Below are 19,306 nucleotides of genomic sequence, written 5' to 3'. Positions count from 1 at the left end.
AAAAAAATCATAAACTCATAAACTAAAAAAGAATTTAAAAACAACTTTAAAATTTATAAATGCTTATTATAAAAATATTAATTCCAAATATTTGAAATCTTAGTTTTAAGTAAAGTTGGAAGTATTTTAAATAATAATCCTGTTTTTAAAAATTCTTTAATAAGTATAATCTGTTTATCCATATCACCATATTTTGAAATAAATTCCTCACCATTATTTAATTTAACTTTATCAAATAAATAATCTAAATCATTATTAGATAATGAATTTAAAGTTTTATGTACTTTCATTTCATTTTTTAATTCATCACCAAAAGAATCATTAAAACTATCAATATATCTATTTAAAATAGCTAAATCATCTTTAATTAATGATTCAACAATAATTTTAGATAAAATATTAACTGTATTAAAAGATAATATTAAGCCTCCACCAGTAGTAGGTTTAACTTGGCTTGCTGCATCACCAATTAATATTACTCTTTTATTTACAATAGTTTTATTCTTATCATAAATTGGAATATAACCATGATATTTTTCTAAAATCTCATATTGGGAAATATTTAAATTAGAATTTTTAAAAGCTCCCTTAGATTCTAGAAAATCTTCTATAATACTATTTTGAACTTTATAATCATCATTAGAAAACAAACCAATTCTATAAAGATTATCAGAAACAGGAATAAACCATAAAAATCCAGGTAAAACATCTTCATTTATAAAAACATCAACATAATCAGGATTAAACTTTTGATTTATTCTAACTAAATATTGATCTGCATTATAACATTTAGATTCATTTTTTAATTTTTTAGAAACTAAAGAATTACAACCATCTGCACCTACAATAATTTTAGAAGTGATGGTTCCATTATTAGTTTTTATTAATCCTTTATCAATATCAATATCCTTAACTTTATGTTGAATAAAGAATTTAACTCCATTATCTTTAGCACGTTTAGCTAAAAATTGGTCATATCCAACTCTATCAATAATAAATGCAACAGAATCTTCTTTTTCAACTTTTAATAGCTTATTTGGAGAATGGAGATAAGAACCTTTAACTTTATTTAATATTAAATCTGAAGGTAAATCATTAATATCTAAAATATCCCTACTTAAAATACCTGCACATTGTAAAGGATAACCTATAATTCTCTTTTTTTCAACAATACATACAGATACATTTTCTTTTACTAAATTATAAGCTAAAGTTGAACCAACAGGACCTCCACCAATAATTGCTACATCAAAATCAAAAGTCATTATTTTACCCTTTTTATATTTTATAAAAAAATATTAAAAAATAGAAAAAATTAAAATTTAAATTTACGATCGTGTTTTGCTAAGACACTATCCCTAGTTTTATTAGGTTTATCTTCTTCATGATGATTCTTATTAATATCTTCATCATAGTTTCTATTTTTATTTGAATTATGATTATATTCTTCACTTATATGTTTTTCTTGATAAAAATCATTATTATCATATCCATGATATCTAGGATTAGATTGATTATATCCATGATATCTTACATTAGAATCTTCATCTCTAGAATACCCTGGATTAAAGTTTGTACCTCTAGAATCATCATAATTATTATTTTCATTTCTAGAATACTTTGGATTAGGATTTTCATAATATCTTGGATTAATATTTTCTTCTCTAGAATATCTTGAATTCATTTGAGAAGAAGGATATTGATTTTCTTGGTATTCTTGAGAATATCTTTGAGAATTATAATTATCTCTAGAATAATCATTATCATATCCATGTTTATTTATTCTACGTCCTTGATAATTAATTCCAGAATTTTTTCTATGATTATTTACTATATTATCATCTTTAAATTTAATATTTCCATCAATGTTTCTAACAGCTTGATTAATAGTTTCATCAAACTCATCAGGATCTTGATAATCATTATAGTAAATTTCATTATCTCGAGGAGTATTTAATGGTTCATTACTTAAACCATAAAATGAATCATCTTCATATTCTGGATAATTCTCCTTAATATATGAGTCTTTAATATTAGGTCTAGATTCATTATAAACAGTACCCCTATTATAATTCGGATTATAAGATTCACCATATCTAGAATCATCATAATCATATACAGTAGGTCCATATTTTTGATTATATCTAGAATCATTATAATATCTTTCTTCAGGTCCAAATCTTTGAGTTTCAGGACTAAAAGAAGGTGCATTATTCATTCCATTAAAAATGATTTCTTCAACATCTTTAGGATAATGAATATATTTAAGATTTACATCACCATTATCATATGCACTCATTATCTCTATTGTACCTACACCAAACAATTTTTGAATTATAGATTGAGATACATGGATATCTTGAATATTGTGAAATGACATATATGATTTATTTTGTCTTATGATACCTGTTTTAGAGATAATTCTTTTATTTGTAATAATATAATTAATAGAATACCATTTTAATAATTTAATTATAATCCAAATAAGAATTATAAATACAATACCATAAATAGCTAATGCTATAAATTGATCAATTGGTTGTTGAATAAAGCCAATAGAATATGATTGTATTTCAGATACAGAACTTAAGATAGTAAGTGAACTACCTAAAATAAAAGATATTGCAAGAATACCTAAAACTATACTTTTACAACTAAATATAAAACTAGGTTTACCTTCATACAAAACTTCTTCATTAGCTAAATTTTCATCATCATCAAATATCATTGTATAGTTATTTGTTTATTTAGTTTAAATAATTTTTTCTTAATATGTAAATTAATTATTAAAGATTAAAAGATTTAATAAATTTAAGTCATTTGAAAAGAATTTTTTAAAAATTAATCTTAAAATTAAATAAAATATAAAGTCACTTAAAAAAAATTTTTAAATTCAATCTTAAAATTAAATAAATTATAGATAAAATTAAAAAATAAAAATTTACAATAAATACTAAAAATATTAAATTAAAAAAAGTAGATTAAAAAAAAGGCCTCAGTTCGCCCATCATTCATCACCATATCAGAGCTCATAGGGTTCATCATTGGCCTATAAATTAAAAAAATAAATAAAATTACTAATAAAATAATTTATTTTTAATTAGCTTAAAGCTTTAACTAATAAAAACTTAAAAATTAATATTTTAAATATAAAATTAAAAGATATTGAATTAAATTAATAATCAATATCGATTAATATAAGATTAGAGTATTATATCTAACCAAACATTACTCCAACTTCTTTAGATATGTCATCCTCATGATTTACACCCATGATTTTATCTACAGCATCCATAAAGTCAGATACATAGACTTTATCATGGTCTGCTCTAATAGCAAACATACCTGCTTCTGTACATATTGCTTTTAAATCTGCACCAGAACAACCATCAGTTAAAGTAGCAAGTAAATCTAAATCTGCTTCTTCAGCTAAAGCCATTTTAGAAGTGTGTATTTTAAGGATTTGTTTTCTTCCTTCTTCATTAGGTTCAGGTACTTCTATAAACCTATCAAATCTTCCAGGTCTTAATAAAGCAGGATCTAGAATATCTGGTCTATTAGTTGCACCAATAATACCAATATCACCACGAGCTTCAAATCCATCAAGTTCTGCAAGTAATTGCATTAAAGTCCTTTGAACTTCTCTATCACCACTAGTAGAACTTTTAAGTCTTTTAGCTGCTACAGCATCTATTTCATCGATAAATATAATAGAAGGTGCTTTTTCTTTAGCAAGTTCAAATACTTCTCTTACTAATCTTGCTCCTTCACCAATATATTTTTTAACGAATTCACTTGCAACAATTTTAATAAATGTTGCATTTGTTTCATTAGCTACTGCTTTTGCAAGTAATGTTTTACCAGTTCCTGGTGGTCCATATAAAAGAATACCTTTAGGTGGGTCAATACCAATTTTTTCAAATAATTCTGGTTTGGTTAAAGGTAATTCAACAGTTTCTTTAACTTCAATAATTTGATCTTCTAAACCACCAATTTGATCATAGGTAACATCAGGTTTTACTTCAACTTCCATACCTGCTACACTTGGATCTTTTTCAGAAGGTAATACTTCAACTACACCAAATGTTTGTTGATTTAAAGCAACTCTTGCACCTGGTTGTAATAATTTTGGATCTATAAATTTAGAATAATTAATTAAGAAACTTGGACCTGTACTACTTTTAACAGTAATTCTTGAATCATCAATAACTTCATTAATAGTTGCAAGGACAAGTGGAGGTGATCTAAATCTTTCAACTTCACCCCTTAATGATTTTACTTCTCTTTCTAATCTAATTTTTTCATTTTCTGTTAGAACTTTATCTTTTTCTAATTTTCTAACTTTCCACATTAAATTGCGTTTAGTTTTAGTGTTTTCTTCTTTAAGCAAATTAACTTCATCTTTCAATTCTTCAATTTTACCAAGTAATTCTTTTGAAGAATCTTCATTATAATCAGCCATTAATAAAACGCTCCATGTAAGTATATAATTTCCATTAAAGAATATAATAAAATAAACTTAAGTGTTTTAAATAAAAAATAAACAATTATTTTAATATTTAAATTATCATAAAAATGTTAATTAATAGATATTAAAACTTCAATATTTATTAATAAGTTAAAACATTTTTATTAATAAATTTTAAGAATTTATAATATTATACTACAATAATTATACCATTATTCACTTAAAATTTATGTCCTTATATATCATATTAGTATTTGTTTATGTAATATATAAATTTTATGAATTATTCTTATTATTTAATTTTATAAAATAGAATTAAAGAAAATATAAACATATTAGACAATAAAAATAATTAAAAAACCTTATTTCTAAAAAATATTAAAATTAAATCATTAAATTATATAAAACAAAAATTTAAACAATAATATTAAGATTGTTCTAATATAAACAAACAAATTGTAAAATTAAAAATAAAAACCAAAATAAAAACCAAAAAACAATCCAAATAAAAAAAACTAAAAAACAAACTCAAAATAAAAACCAAAAATAAAAAATAAAAAAACAAACACAAAATAAAAATAAACTCAAAATAAAAAATAAAAAAAACAAACACAATAAAAAAATAAAAAATAAATTCAATAATAATAAAAAATAAAAAAAGAAACTTTAAACATAATCAATTTAAAAATTAATTATTTTTTAGGCTTTTTAAATTTAACAACATTAGCAAGACTATTTCTACCTTCAGCTAAGTTTTTAAATGACTCTAAATCTAAAGTTTCAGCTTTTTCAATAAGTTTAATATTTAATTCTTTCTCAAATTTCTTAGCAAGTTTTAAATCAGGCTCCATTTTTTCAGATTCTACATTTGTAATAACTGAAACTTTTTCATTAATTTTTTGACCTAATTCTTTTCTTGAAAGTTTTTGAGATTCACGAGCATGCTTAATAATGGAACCGTAATCTTCAACTAATTCATCAGTAGGTTCATCATTTCTAGAATAATTTCTTTTTGGAGTATTATTTCTAGAATTTTTTCCTTTTTTGTTTTGTGCAAATTTAGAACGTCTAGGAACCTTTTGAACTTTTCCAAATTTAGAACAGTCTTTACATACGTCCATTACTGCACCATCAATTTTTATTCTAATTGGGTTTCCTTTAATAGGTTTCCCACACATTTCACAATCCATATTTAATAATTGTATTTTAGTTTTTTTAAACTTTTCTAAAGAATATATAAAATTAAATATTAAAAAATAAATTAAAACCCTATAAAAAAGAGTATTAAAAAAATAATAATCTCTTATCAAATCTAGATTTAAAATAAAAATAATTTCAATTAAAAAAAATAAAACTACTAAAAAAAATCCAAATATAAAAACAATTCTTAACTAAATAAAAACTTATCTAAGATAAAAATAAGTAAAAATATAGAAAATAAAACAATTAATAATTAAAAAAAACTAAAAGCAACATAAAAAAAACCAAAAAAATAACACAAAAAACTAAAATCTCATAAAAAACTAGAAAAATAAAATATAAAAAATGAATAAAAAAGTAAATCTATTCATATGGTTTAGATTTTACTTTCTTATAATCTATTGTTTTAGTGTTTTTTGGTTTAGCAGAATAATATCCTTCAAAATATTTTGCTTCATACATAGTCTTTACAAGATCATCATAAACATCATATTCATCACTTACAACAACAATATGTGCTGGAGGATGAATACCTCTAATTTTAGATATAGCTACAGTAGGATTTTCTTTAATAGAAAATATAGTAGCTACATTTGATGTATTATTAATTTTAGCATTTAAAATACTAGAAACTATATCATCTGCTTTTTTTGAATCTAAAGCTTTTGGTTTTGATGTTAAATGTAATTCAGCATGTTTTTCAACATCAGATATAGCATTTAGAATCTTTGAATTATTTTCGCCCCTTATTAATATTAAAGCCATATAATCCCTTCTTAAAAAATAAATTAAAGAAAATTATTTTTTCCTAGATTGGAAAGATTTAAGAAGTCTTCCTCTGAATACTACTAATATTATTATAACAATACCAATTACTGTTTGAATAGCACCAAGAACATTAAGTAAAAATGTATTTACAGGTAAATCCCATGCTGGTGATGTTCTACCATCAGGTAATGCTGTGTAATAAACACCAACAGACTTAGCATTTTTATTAACATTAATATCTTTAGCTTCAACATGGTCAACACCAACAATAATTCCATTGTTAATGTTTTTATTAATTGCTTCTGCAATCTTAGTAGAACTATATCCATTCTTTTGAACAGCATATTGAACAACTTCCTTAGTGGTTTCAGATAAACCTTGTTCATCAGAACCATAAGTATAAACATTAGCATTAGAATCACTAACAGTAATCGCTTGCTCTAAAGCATCATATGCATATTCTGTTCTAAGTTTACCACCATCATATGGACATACTTGATAACTTTCAGCTTTAGGATAAGCAACAGACCATCCACATTTATCACAAACTTTAGAATAAGGTTGACTCATATCATAACCTTTTTCATTTAATTCAGCCGGTGTAAACATATCTCCTGTAGTAATACCACAGAATAGATTATCTGCACCTCCTCCATAAACTTCACCAGTTTCAGTAGATACCATTTTGAAAACAGAACCCATAATATGAGTTGCAGAATATCCATCTCTTAATTCTTTAGCAATCTCTGTTGCAATTGCTTTCCTATTTGCAGCTGCTCCTCCTGCAGCACCTGGACTATCCCTTAAGTGGATAATAGCTCCTTTTTTACCTGGAGGAATATAAGCTAAACCACTAGAATATGGAGTTACAGTATAAAATCCATTATCTTGTTCTACGATAACATAAGCATCAAAAGAACCACCTACAGCCATACCAACTTTTGGACCACCAACAATTGCCCTCATTCCAGAATAAGAACTAGCAACAGATGCAGCTGAAGATGCACTACCTCCACTTTCAATGTTTGCTAATGATTCACATACCATTTTCAACCTTAAACTATCATCTTCACTTTCACCACCAGAAAGTACAGCATATTGGTTTTTAGTTGACATTACAAAGGTAGACTGAAACATGTTTTCTTCAAAAGATAAACTTCCTGCAGCTGCACCATTAGGATCATTACCAGAAGGATCACTAATAATAATACAGTTACAAGTAGCAGATACGGCACTAGCAGAAACTAAAGCAATAGCAAGACATAACAATATAAATATAACTCTTGACCTTTTCACTTTATCCCACCTATTTACTTGAACTATTAGAGCTTGTTGTATTAGAAGAGCCTAAGTTTACTCTAGAGAAGTCTTCTACTACAGTAACAGTAACAATACCAGTTTGATTATCTATTTTGATATCAACTGCAGTAATAGGTTGTGCTGTTGTACCGGGAATAGTAGAACTTTTAGCATACGTCTTAGCATCGGCCACGGCCTCTGAAAGAGGTAATGTTCTTTTACTAGTATGTAACATATTTCCATCAATATAACTTCCTTCCCTTAAACCAGAACTTCCAACATTATCTTTAATTGTTTCTAAAGGAATTACATCATTCCCTTTAATTTGGACTCCAGTAATAGGAATACCTTGTTCTTGTTGTATAGTTGAAGCATATGCTACATAAGTTAATACCCTTCCAGAGAGAATAAGTAGAAATGCTAATAATAATATCATTAAAGTATCTCTTCTCACTTTTATAAGCATGAATTTCACTTCACTATTAAATGTAACAATTACACAAGATAATTATTACATCAATTATTAATAAATTAACTAAAAATAATATTTTAGGATAATTTATATTATAAATAAGAATTAAATCCTATTTAATTTTGTTTAAAAATATCATAAATAAATAAAAACCAAAATAGACAATTAAAAATTATCTTAAATTAGTATAATGTAAACATCTATTATTTACAATATAAATATAAATTAGTTAATTATTATTTATAATATTAACTATATTTTAAAAATGGATATTTTACATAAAACTACAAGAAAATAAAAATAGATTAAAGATTGTATAAAAATTTACTAAAAATATAATAAAATTTTAAAATAAAAAAAGAAAAACTAAAAAAATATAAAGTATAAAAAAAAATCAACTAAAAATTAAAATAAAAAAAGAAAAACTAAAAAAATATAACGTATAAAAAAAATCAACTAAAAATTAAAATAAAAAAAGAAAAACTAAAAAAATCAATCTTAAATTATTTTAATTTATTAAAGAACTTTCTTAATGAAATAAATAAACCTATAAAATACTTTTAAGTAAATCTTCAGCAGGATCCATTCCCTGAGCACCTAAAAGTAATATTAAATCATCTTTACTAGTAGATTTAATAACATAATCTAAAGCATCATAAAGATTATCATAATGAGTATATTCAATATTATCCTTATCAAGCATATCAAAGAAGACTTTTCTTTCAGATTCAGTTACAGTGTTTAAATGATCTACAACATCAATACTTGAGGATAATACAAGATTAATTTTTCTTGAATCTTCAGAATGAATTTTAGAAATAACTTTTGCTAATGCATCAGCATTTAATCTATTTAAAGTTTCACCACGAGAACCTCTAATTGCATTTACAATCCATAGATGACCATTATCAGGAAGTAATTTATAACCAGAATAAACAGTAGATTTTATTCCATCAGGGTTATGAGCAAAATCATCATAAATTAAAGGATTTTCATATAATTTAACAAATCTTCTTTTTAATGATTTATATGTTTTTACACCATTAATTACATCACTAAGAGGTATATTTAAAGATAAAGTTGCAGCAATTGCAGCAAGAGTATCTTGAATAAAATGATTTGTATTAAATGGTAATTCATCAATAGTTAATATTTCAGTATTATCAACAAGAACAAGTTCACGTTCTGTATCAAATACAACATTATGTTTAGCATTATCCTTATTCATTGAAAAGAAAACTTTATTTACACCTTCATTAGCTTCTATTTTACTAACTAATGCATCATCTTTATTTAGAATAAGAGTACCTTTTTTTAATGCATGAGCTAAACCAGAAGTTTCTCTTAAAACATCTTCAATAGAATTTACAAGACCAATATGATCCATAGTAACATTTGTAATAATTCCTACATCTGGATTAATTGCACTTGTCATTAAATATGCATGATTTTCCATAATATCATTTAACCAACCTTGAACTTCTGAAACTTCAATAACAGCATAATCTAAAGGACCATTTTTTTCAACTTCTTCATAAATCATCTTAGAAACCATTGGATCAATTAAAGTATTAAATTCTGATCTTGCATCAGTATTAGTTAATACATGAGCTCCAGAAGATTTAAGAATATGATAAACCATGTCAGAAGTAGTTGATTTACCATTAGTACCAGTAATTGCTACTCTCCTAGAGTTTTTATCAAAATTATCAAAGACCCATTTAATAGCAAATGCATTTGCAAGTTCAATTTTATCTACAACAATTAAAGGAAAATTAAGTTTCTTTGCTGTTTCTAATGCATCATCAGTTGGATTTTGAGTAATAAAAGATGCAGCTTCATTGTTTGCAGCTATTTCAATTCCTTTTCCATTGACTTTATGACGAATAACAATATCTCCTTTTTTAGCATGAGCTAAAAAGTCAAATTTACCTGAAAAATTTACTCCTTTAAAATAATCATTAGCCCCTACGATTTTTCCATTAATGATATTTGATAATTCACTAATAGATAATTCTTTAACCATAAAAATTGTACTCCTATAAAAATTGTTATAAATAAATTAATTATTAATATTTTGTTTTAGATTAATTAAAAAAGTTTCTATAATAATAAGTTTTAAATAAAATTTATAAATTTTTTAAAAAAAATAAAAAAATAAAAAATAAAAAAAACTCATAAAAAAAATAGTTAAAAACAAAAAACAAAAAACATAAAAAAATAGCACAAAATAAAAAAAATAGACAAAAAACCTAAAAATAAAAAAATAAAGGTTTATGCAACTACTAAAAAGTAATTAACAATTAAACCTATAGCACATAATAAAACTGTAACTCCCCAGTATAATAATATAATTGTTTTTTCAGACATACCTTTAAAATTCAAAGTATGATGTAATGGTTCTACAGGCATTTCAATAAGGTGTGCTCTGTGTGCAAGACTTACAATTACAGAAAATATTGGTACACCTAAAGCTAAAAGTCCAAAGTATGGAACATCACAAAGAAGTACTGCTGTAGCATAACCTGCACCAAGTAAAATAGATCCTGTATCACCCATAAATATACTTGCAGGATATTTATTAAATACTAAAAATCCTAAACAAATAGCTGTTAAGATTGTAAATGGAGCAACAACATTAGTGTTTCCATTCATCAAACCAAATAGTATACATGAAAATGAAGCAATAGCTAAAATACCTGCAGCTAATCCATCCATACCATCAATAAGATTAACAGTATTTACTGCACCTAAAATTGCAATAAGAACAATAGGTATTGCAAAGATACCTAAATTAAATCCTCCAAGATGAGTAATTGAACCAGTTAATGCTAAAAATACACCAATTAAAAGTTGAGCAAGAATTTGTTCACCTTCACCAGTCTCATATTTAATTGGAACATTATCAATAACAGTAAGTTTATTTTCTGCAACTAATTCATCAACTTGAGCTTTAGCTTTATCAGAAGCAACTCTAGCTTCTTCACCAGGTTCAAGATCAAGTAATCCAAGAGACACTACCTCATTAGTTGTATTTTTTACTAATTTTTGAACTTCTGCAACTCTAAGTCCAAGTAAATCATCAACAAGTCCCATAATACCTGCTGCAATCATAGTAAAACAAGTAACAAGAATTATATGATTTTTGTAATAAATAGATGTAATTAATAAAACTGCAAATAAAAATGCAATTCCACCCATTGTAGGTGTTCCAGCTTTATACCTATGCTCACTGACAATTGGATTATCAGTAATATTTGCTTTTAACAATAATCTTTTAATATACCATGTAAAGAATATTGTTGAAAAAAGAGTTATACAAAATAAAATTATCATATCAATTGTATTCATATTTACCACAAAAAATTCCTATATATTATATAATATTTATTTTTAATAATATTTAAAATTTAATAATAAAATAAGAATATTTAAATAAAAAGAAGCAAATGCTTAAAATTAAACAAAATAATAAAATAAAAAACAGTTTAATTGAAATCAAAATTTTTAAAATAAACTTCTTAAAGTTGATTTTAAAGTATTAACTACTATTTAAAATTTTATAAAAATAGAATTACAACAAAAAAACTTTAAATAGTAAAAATTAATTAATTCAACATATCCAATTAAAAACATTTTAAAAAAACTAAATAAAATAATTAAATAGAATTATTAATAATAAAAATTAAATTTAAAAGAAATATAATATTCAAATCAAAAAAAGGAGAATAAATATGAAGTTATGGAATCCTGTTGCTTTTTTTATAAGTTTAATGATGAGCTTATTTATGCCATTAATATTTGCAATACCTAGTGGAATGCCATTTGAAGTTTGTTTAATACAATGGCCTATACGTTGGTTTATAGCATATTTATTAATTATAAGTTTTGTATCTGATTTAAGTGTAAAATTAGCTAAAAGAGTTTTTGGATTTAATCCAAAAAACTAAAACAAATATATTAAAATCAATAATAAAAGTTTAAAAATATATTATTAAACATTAAATTCTATTAATTAATTCAAATATCTGTTTATATTAAATCCTAAACTAAAAAAATTTAAAAATTTAATAAATAATTAAATCCTAAATTAAAAAAATCTAAAAATAGAAAACTTAAATTTTAAATAAAATAATTAAAAAAAAGTTAAAATATTAATTATGAATTTCAATATCTCTTCCAGTAATATTTTTAACTTTTTTAACTAATTCATCTACAGAGTCTGCTCTAACAGTAACTCTTTGATAACCAACTGGTCCATGAACAATATAATCTTCTTCTTTATATGTTTTTTCAGGAATTTTACCTTTAAATGTACCAACAGGTACTTCTGCACAGTAATGATTTTCAACTTCATCTGCTATTTTATTTACATCAAAATCTCCAGTAACCATATCAACTAATTTATGTAATGGATTTACACCAGTAATTGCAAATGTTAAATATCTAGTACCACTTGGGCGAGTATTTGCTTCAATAGAATATAACTTTTTAGACTTTCTATCAAATATAAAATCTAAATCCATATTTCCTTCAATTTTAAGAGTTTTAGCTATTTTTAATGCTGTTTGACGGACTTCTTCATTATTTAATCCATCAATATTAGCAGGACCATATCTTACACGAGTAATAGGATGACTACCATTTATAGAAGTATCTCCTTTATATACTGGTACAAATGTATAATATTTTCCCTTCCATCCTACAGTTTCAATAGATATTTCAGCACCTTCAATAAAGTTTTCACATAAAGCTTCATCAAACTCTTCAAAGTATTTTTTAACACCTTCAAAGTTTTCAACAATTGAAATATCTTTTCCACCTTGACCTGCATTTTGTTTTAAAACAACAGGATAATCAAATCCTTTATTATGCATCATACCCTCAAATTTATTTAATTCATCTTTTTTAATATATATTGATTCAGGAGTGTTTAAATCAATTGAATTAAAAAGTTTTTTAGTTTCTGATTTATTTGCTGCTATTCTTACAGGTTTTACACATGATGATGCAACAGGAATATCATATTCTTTCTCTATTTTTTCTTTCATAGATGCAACATCAACTAAAGGTGGATCAATACCAATTAAAGGTACAATTCCATTAACATTCTGTTCAATTGCAACATTATATGGGAAAACCATTCCTCTTGGCCCTATAAACATTTCATCTGCAAGGTCTAAGTTATCTGCATTTTTATTTGATTCGGTAACAATTGAAAATATATCTTTATCTTTAATATAAGGTGCTACATCATCAAAGAGTCTTGATCCTATAAATAAAATTTTCATACAATCACAATATTATTAAATTACTTAATAGATTCTAGTTCTAACTAAAAACATGATGAATTAAACTAAACATAATAAATTTCTAGTTCTAACTAAAATCTTTTATATAAAAAATATAATTAATTAATATTTAGTTTTACAAACTAATAAAGTTTATAAAAATAGAAGGTTCATATAAAAAAAGCATTATAAAAATTAGAAAAATAATTTATTAATATATTATAAATAAAAATTTTTATTTCTTAAATTTAAATAAGGTTTAGATTTTCTTATTTTACTAGCATCTTTTAGGTTTACATTAACAAAAAATAATCCTTCATTATCATCTGCTATATACAGAGTATTACCATTATAATCACTTACCATAGATTTACCTGAAAATTCCATTTTGTCTTCAATACCAACACGATTACACATTGCAATATTAACACTATTTTGAAATGCTTGAACATTAATTTCCCATTTAAAAAGTTCTTCTGGTTCAGATTTAGTATTAGCTGTTAGAATGATAATAAGTTCTGCACCTTTTAATACACTTGTTCTAATACTTTCAGGATAATGTCTATCAAAACACACTACAATTCCTATTTTTCCAAATTTAGTATTAAATACATTAAATCCTTCTTCTGATGGTGTATAATATGATTGTTCATAAAATTTATCACATTGAGCAATATGAACCATTTTCTGTTTACCAATTATTCTACCAGAATCATCAATCAGTAAACTCATATCATATAATTTATTATTCTCTTTAATATAAAAATTAGGTGATGAATATATATTATAATCCTTACATGCTTTTCTTATTCCATTAATATACTTAGAGTTTAAGTCTAAAATATATGAATCAATATCTGTTTTTTCATATTGTGGAAAAAATCTATTTAACTGTATTTCTGGAAAACAAATTAAATCTCCATTCTTAAAAGATGCTTTTTTAATAAATTCAACAGATTTTCTATAGTTTTTATCCAAATCATCATCCATACTCATTTGTGCTAATGCAATTTTCATAATATCTATATTTATTACTTATTTCATATAATGATAATACATTATACTAACATCATCAGTATCTAATATTATAAAACGAATAAGGCAACCATAATCATCATTAAATAATATTGTTGCTTCCATTAAATCAGTACTCCATGATTTACCAGTATCAGATTTTTTAAGTACATTATAACTTACTGGAAGGTTCTGATTAGATCCTTCTAATATAAATGCTGGTGGTTCACGATTAAATTGAAATTCCTCATTTACTACATTAGGTATAAGTTTTTCAATTACCTCGTTTAATGATGCAAGACCATTTTCTTCTTTTAAAAGTTTTAATTTATCTGCAAGTTCAGAATTAATTTTAATTGATGTATACTTACCCATATTATTTCCTCCTTAAAAAATAAATAAATTCTATTATAATATTAAATATTCAATTATCAAACCATATATAATATTACAAGAAGAACTACATAACTAATTTAGTTTCTTATTTTCTTAATATATTAAAAAGATTATTTATATCATACCTATAATACAATGCTTCTTTTAATTATTATATTTTTTATAAATTTTATATATATTAAGAAAAAGAATATATTACTATAAAAGTTATTAAGGGATTTCTCCCTTAATATTTTATTAGTAATATCTTAACTATTTGTAATAGTAGGATAATGATAGTTAAGATTTTTTCATCTTTTTCTTTAATTTTTCAAATTTTGTTTAAATACTATTTTTTATTAAAATTTAAGCTATTTAATGCTTGAAAATCAATTTTAAGAAAGTTTATTCTAAAAATTTTGAGAATTTAAACCTTTAGTTTGCTGAGCCATACTCTTTAAAGCCTCAGGTGATACAACCTCACCAGTAAGATCCTTATTAGTAGTAGAAGCTATACCTTCAAGTAAAATTCTTCCATCATCAGTACTAGTCTGTGTAAAATCTTTAACTGATTTTCTTGTAAGTGGACTATACACAAGAAACTCATTATTAGATGTCATAAAAAAAATCATCCCCACTCCATTAAAAAAAATGGAGAAAAACTTTGTAAAATAAAATAGAAAAAAATAAAAAGATTAAAAAAAAATTTATGTAAAAAAGAATTGGATAATATAAGAGGAAAAAGAATAAAAAAAGGGAGGAAAAAAACAATACCATAAAAAAATACAAACCAGAGTGTGGAAAAAAATTAGATGATAAAATTATCCTAATACCTCTTTTTCTATTCTTCAAAATATAAAGGTGGAAAAATAGAAAAAAAATAAAAAAAAGAAAAAATAAAACATATAAAAATAATAGGGGAAGTGAAAAAGAACATGAAAAACAAAAACAATCACCCAAAAAAATATATCACCTTATATTCCCCAATCTTTTTTTTAATCTTTAGGGATATTATACTTCTCTCTTACTTTATTATCTTTAGTAACATCTTGATCCTCAATCAAATCCAAAAAATCATCCAAAGGAACAGCAATATAATTTCCAAGATCATCAGGATCATCATTTAATTCATAATCTACATATTTTATAAGACATTTATATTGAGGATATTGTATAATAAAATCAAGCTCATCTTGTAATTGTGCATCCATACCTATTTTCTCAAATAGTTTTTCATATTTTGCACGACGCATATAAACTCTTGAAAGCAAAGTCCAACTACCATTTTCCCTATCGGATCTTAATTTTCCCCATTCAGGATTAAAAATATTTAAACTACTATGAAGTTCATCAGGTATTGCACCATTATAATTTAATAACTCATTAAATAAATCCTCAGGTAAATCCTTAATAAATTCATTATCTTCCATAAGAAATTTAAATACCATAATGATACACTCCCCATCCTATTTAATTATGTTATATTATGTTACTTATAGTATATATCTTTTTTTATGGATATTTCCATATTTTTCTGTGTAATCCTAGGTCCATTACATGTTTAAATTGAGTATTAGGAGGAAACAACACTTCAAAATCATCATTAGTTAATGTTATACCTTCAAGGTATAATATTTTTGTTCCTGCAGGTATAAGAATATAATTTACATCATAACCATATTTATACTCTTTAGCATACTCAAAGATGGATGTAGATGTAAAACCTCCATCAGTATATGTTTTTTCTCCGTTAAGTCCCATATGTCTATGATTTTCACGTCTACATAGAATAATATTCTCTTTTAATGGAACACCACATTCTTCAACAAGAGTACCCTTAAGCTTCAAAGCCTCATCAAAAGAACAAGCCACACCAATCTTCCCCTTTTTTAAATATTCCTTGTTTAGTTTGTTCCATCCTTTTTTGGCTTCTTTGTAACTCATAAATCCTCTACCATAACTATTAAGATACAAGTCTCCAGTATTAGTGTATATTTGGAGTAGACTATGGTATTTTGGTTTTCCTTTAAAATTAGGTAAATATTTTTTTAAGAATTCTATTCTACTTTCCCGTGTGTTTCCTTGCAGTATATATGTTTGGTTTCCATAGTTGAATTTCCAGTTTTCAAATTCAACTGGAACCATATTCATATTCTCCGGGTCATCTGCTGGTAGGTCTGGATTGGAATCAAGGTCAATATGTGCTCCGAAACAACATTCACAATTAGGATGAGCAGGTAATAATCCAGATGCTTCTGCCAAGTCATATGGATTATTATCCTCTAAGCTTTGACATTCTTCACAAACATCTACTCCACCAGTTGTTATAACATCTACTTTATCTACACCGTAATTTGCATATGCTTGTAATGTTCCTGCATTTACTGCACGTGCATGTTCTGTTCTTGCTATTAATTCTGCACGTGTATCTGTACTTAAAGTACGTGAATACTGCACATCACCATTCTTATCCAGGTAATCTATCTGTAAAGGTTTTAATGGTAATTCTTTTATTAATTCTTTTACTTCATCTGCACCTTTACCTGCACTTACACCTTCAAATATAGTGTTTCTTATTCCTTCCATGAATTCATCATTCATATTTTTAATTAAACCAAAATTATACTGTTGAATATATGATAATGCCCTCTCATCTGCAGGTGAAAAATTTAATGTTTTATCAAAAAAAATTTTAGATATAAAAAGAGATAAAAATAAGAAGAAATATGATATAATAATTTTTAACTGTAATTTAAAAAAGGAATTGAAATTAATCTATTTTATTTTTATACAATATTATTTCAATTTAGACAATATTATACTTACAATTGAAAATAATAATCCTAATTTTCATTAAATAAAATACTAAATAAAAGCACAATAATCATAAATTTTCATTAAAAATAAAATACTAAATAAAAGCACAATAATCATAACTTTTCATTAAATAAATAATTTAAGAATAAAAAAAGATTAAATTTCTACATAAAAGATAAAAAGCTTAAATTTCTACAAACACAGTACCTACATAAAGAATTTTTATCTTTAATATATTTTATTCTATTTTTACAATAAAACTTATTATTCTTTATAAATACATCATAATTTTTAGAATCATCACTATATGGATGAAGTGGTTTTTTACCAATAAATACAAGATATAAACATAAATTTTTTGTAAATTCAATATCCTCATTATAAGGATCATAAACACTAAAATAATAATCAATATCATTTTTTAAATTAGATACAATACTATCTTTAATATTAAAATCAGTTTCTAATTCTAAATTAAATATTTCATCATATATTTTTGAATTATAAATAGCCAATCTTTTAGTAATACTATCCGGATATCGATCATCTTTTGCCTTATTTTTAAGATAATCAATTGGATAATTAGCTAAATTTTCTCTTATTTCATTTAATAAAGAAGAAGCTTTCATAATATTAAATGTAATAATTATAATATAAAAAAGTTTAGTATAATTAGAAAAATTTTAAATAATAAATATAAATTAAAAAAACAAAATCAATAATTCTCAAAAATAATAAATTATCAAATGTTGATTATATTATTAAAATAACCAACATTGAATCTAAATATTTTGTAATATAATATTTAATACTAAATTAAATATTATTTTTCTTTAATCGTTTTATCCCATTATTTGGAATATTGTAAGTATTATAATTATTAAATCAATTATTATTGATATAATACTTGTGTTTTTATTTTGTTTTTTATTTATACATAAATAAGTGCTTAATATTAAATTTATTATACATAAAATTATTATTAATATTAATGAAAACATCACAATCACCTCTTTAAAAAATTCTTTTTTCTATAAAACTTTTAAATAATAATAAATAAAAAATAAGCTTTTAAATTTATTATTTAATTTAAATAATAAATATATTATTCTAATTCAGTAAATATACTCATTAACTTCATATATTATTAATTTATAGAATCATATAATTGTAAACAACTAAATAAGTTTTATATATCCTTAATTCACAAATATAAGTTATAAATACTAAATAATTAAGTTTTTTATAAAAAAATCAATTACATATTATTATTTAGATTATTAACTGAATTGTATTACATATTAGTCAAATCGTAAATACCCAATATTATTTGAATTATAAGTAATATTATCACTATTATATTAATAGATACTCCCATTTTATTTTCCCCCTTTTATTATAGAATTTTTTAACTATTAAACATCATATAATTATAAAATTACAATTAAAAATTTAATTTTAAGTTTTAAAAATTAATTACTTATTAAAAAGTTAATATAAAAATAAAAACCATGTTTAATTAAAATTAAGAAATTTTAATATAAAATCTATTTAAAGATATACCATATTTAATAAATTATTAATTAAATCAATAAGTTTTTA

The 19,306-nt window shown here is 23.7% G+C and carries 16 protein-coding genes and 1 pseudogene; 1 reads left to right on the top strand and 16 read right to left on the bottom strand.

All coding sequences use genetic code 11. The annotated features are described in order from the left end of the window. Positions 1-77: 77 nt before the first annotated feature. From T523_RS07665 to T523_RS07625, 9 genes and pseudogenes are all read right to left on the bottom strand, one after another. On the bottom strand, positions 78-1,265 hold the full coding sequence (locus T523_RS07665; protein ID WP_042708376.1) for a geranylgeranyl reductase family protein: 1,188 nt from the start codon (positions 1,263-1,265) through the stop codon (positions 78-80). A 50-nt stretch (positions 1,266-1,315) separates the two neighbouring features. Continuing rightward, positions 1,316-2,728 carry a PH domain-containing protein gene (locus T523_RS07660; protein WP_042708375.1) on the bottom strand — a complete coding sequence of 471 codons (1,413 nt, stop codon included), beginning with the start codon at positions 2,726-2,728 and terminating at the stop codon, positions 1,316-1,318. 489 nt (positions 2,729-3,217) lie between these two features. Then, on the bottom strand, positions 3,218-4,462 hold the full coding sequence (locus T523_RS07655; RefSeq protein WP_042708374.1) for a proteasome-activating nucleotidase: 1,245 nt from the start codon (positions 4,460-4,462) through the stop codon (positions 3,218-3,220). 698 nt (positions 4,463-5,160) lie between these two features. Then, on the bottom strand, positions 5,161-5,658 hold the full coding sequence (locus tag T523_RS07650) for a multiprotein bridging factor aMBF1 (protein WP_042708460.1): 498 nt from the start codon (positions 5,656-5,658) through the stop codon (positions 5,161-5,163). Between the two features lie 373 nt (positions 5,659-6,031). Further along, complete coding sequence (locus T523_RS07645) at positions 6,032-6,433, bottom strand: DUF356 domain-containing protein (protein WP_042708373.1); 402 nt, start codon at positions 6,431-6,433, stop codon at positions 6,032-6,034. 33 nt (positions 6,434-6,466) lie between these two features. Continuing rightward, positions 6,467-7,732, bottom strand: a complete 1,266-nt coding sequence (locus T523_RS07640; RefSeq protein ID WP_052334695.1) for a hypothetical protein — start codon at positions 7,730-7,732, stop codon at positions 6,467-6,469. Positions 7,733-7,742: 10 nt separating this feature from the next. Then, positions 7,743-8,201 (bottom strand): hypothetical protein, encoded by a 459-nt coding sequence (locus T523_RS07635; RefSeq protein ID WP_042708372.1) that lies wholly within the window; start codon positions 8,199-8,201, stop codon positions 7,743-7,745. Between the two features lie 553 nt (positions 8,202-8,754). Then, entirely contained in the window at positions 8,755-10,233 is a 1,479-nt protein-coding gene (locus tag T523_RS07630) for a Mur ligase family protein (RefSeq protein ID WP_042708371.1), read from the bottom strand. A gap of 248 nt (positions 10,234-10,481) precedes the next feature. Continuing rightward, a pseudogene (locus T523_RS07625) lies at positions 10,482-11,574 on the bottom strand (glycosyltransferase family 4 protein). Positions 11,575-11,941: 367 nt separating this feature from the next. Between T523_RS07625 and T523_RS07620 the strand changes: the two are divergent. After that, on the top strand, positions 11,942-12,157 hold the full coding sequence (locus tag T523_RS07620; protein ID WP_042708369.1) for a hypothetical protein: 216 nt from the start codon (positions 11,942-11,944) through the stop codon (positions 12,155-12,157). Between the two features lie 204 nt (positions 12,158-12,361). Here T523_RS07620 and T523_RS07615 read toward each other — a convergent pair whose 3' ends face one another. The 7 genes from T523_RS07615 to T523_RS07585 all read right to left on the bottom strand — a co-directional run bounded on the left by T523_RS07615 (position 12,362) and on the right by T523_RS07585 (position 18,333). Further along, positions 12,362-13,498 carry an ATP-binding protein gene (locus T523_RS07615; protein WP_042708368.1) on the bottom strand — a complete coding sequence of 379 codons (1,137 nt, stop codon included), beginning with the start codon at positions 13,496-13,498 and terminating at the stop codon, positions 12,362-12,364. A gap of 219 nt (positions 13,499-13,717) precedes the next feature. Then, positions 13,718-14,515 (bottom strand): carbon-nitrogen hydrolase family protein, encoded by a 798-nt coding sequence (locus tag T523_RS07610; protein ID WP_042708366.1) that lies wholly within the window; start codon positions 14,513-14,515, stop codon positions 13,718-13,720. A gap of 18 nt (positions 14,516-14,533) precedes the next feature. Continuing rightward, the gene (locus T523_RS07605) at positions 14,534-14,887 is read right to left on the bottom strand and encodes a hypothetical protein (protein WP_042708365.1); all 354 of its coding nucleotides are present in this window, start codon (positions 14,885-14,887) and stop codon (positions 14,534-14,536) included. A 410-nt stretch (positions 14,888-15,297) separates the two neighbouring features. Further along, positions 15,298-15,519 carry a hypothetical protein gene (locus T523_RS07600; RefSeq protein ID WP_042708364.1) on the bottom strand — a complete coding sequence of 74 codons (222 nt, stop codon included), beginning with the start codon at positions 15,517-15,519 and terminating at the stop codon, positions 15,298-15,300. 363 nt (positions 15,520-15,882) lie between these two features. Beyond that, positions 15,883-16,335, bottom strand: coding sequence for a hypothetical protein (locus T523_RS07595; protein WP_042708362.1), 453 nt, complete (start codon positions 16,333-16,335; stop codon positions 15,883-15,885). Positions 16,336-16,399: 64 nt separating this feature from the next. Beyond that, positions 16,400-17,488: a phage minor head protein gene (locus tag T523_RS08790; protein WP_084486468.1), complete on the bottom strand. Its 1,089-nt coding sequence runs from the start codon at positions 17,486-17,488 to the stop codon at positions 16,400-16,402. A gap of 380 nt (positions 17,489-17,868) precedes the next feature. After that, on the bottom strand, positions 17,869-18,333 hold the full coding sequence (locus tag T523_RS07585; RefSeq protein WP_042708360.1) for a DUF2115 family protein: 465 nt from the start codon (positions 18,331-18,333) through the stop codon (positions 17,869-17,871). Positions 18,334-19,306 lie beyond the last annotated feature (973 nt).

Origin of the sequence: Methanobrevibacter wolinii SH (assembly GCF_000621965.1) — an archaeon.
GTDB lineage: Archaea > Methanobacteriota > Methanobacteria > Methanobacteriales > Methanobacteriaceae > Methanarmilla > Methanarmilla wolinii.
The sequence above is the reverse complement of the archived record's forward strand: the minus strand, read 5'-3'. Positions and strand labels throughout refer to the sequence as shown.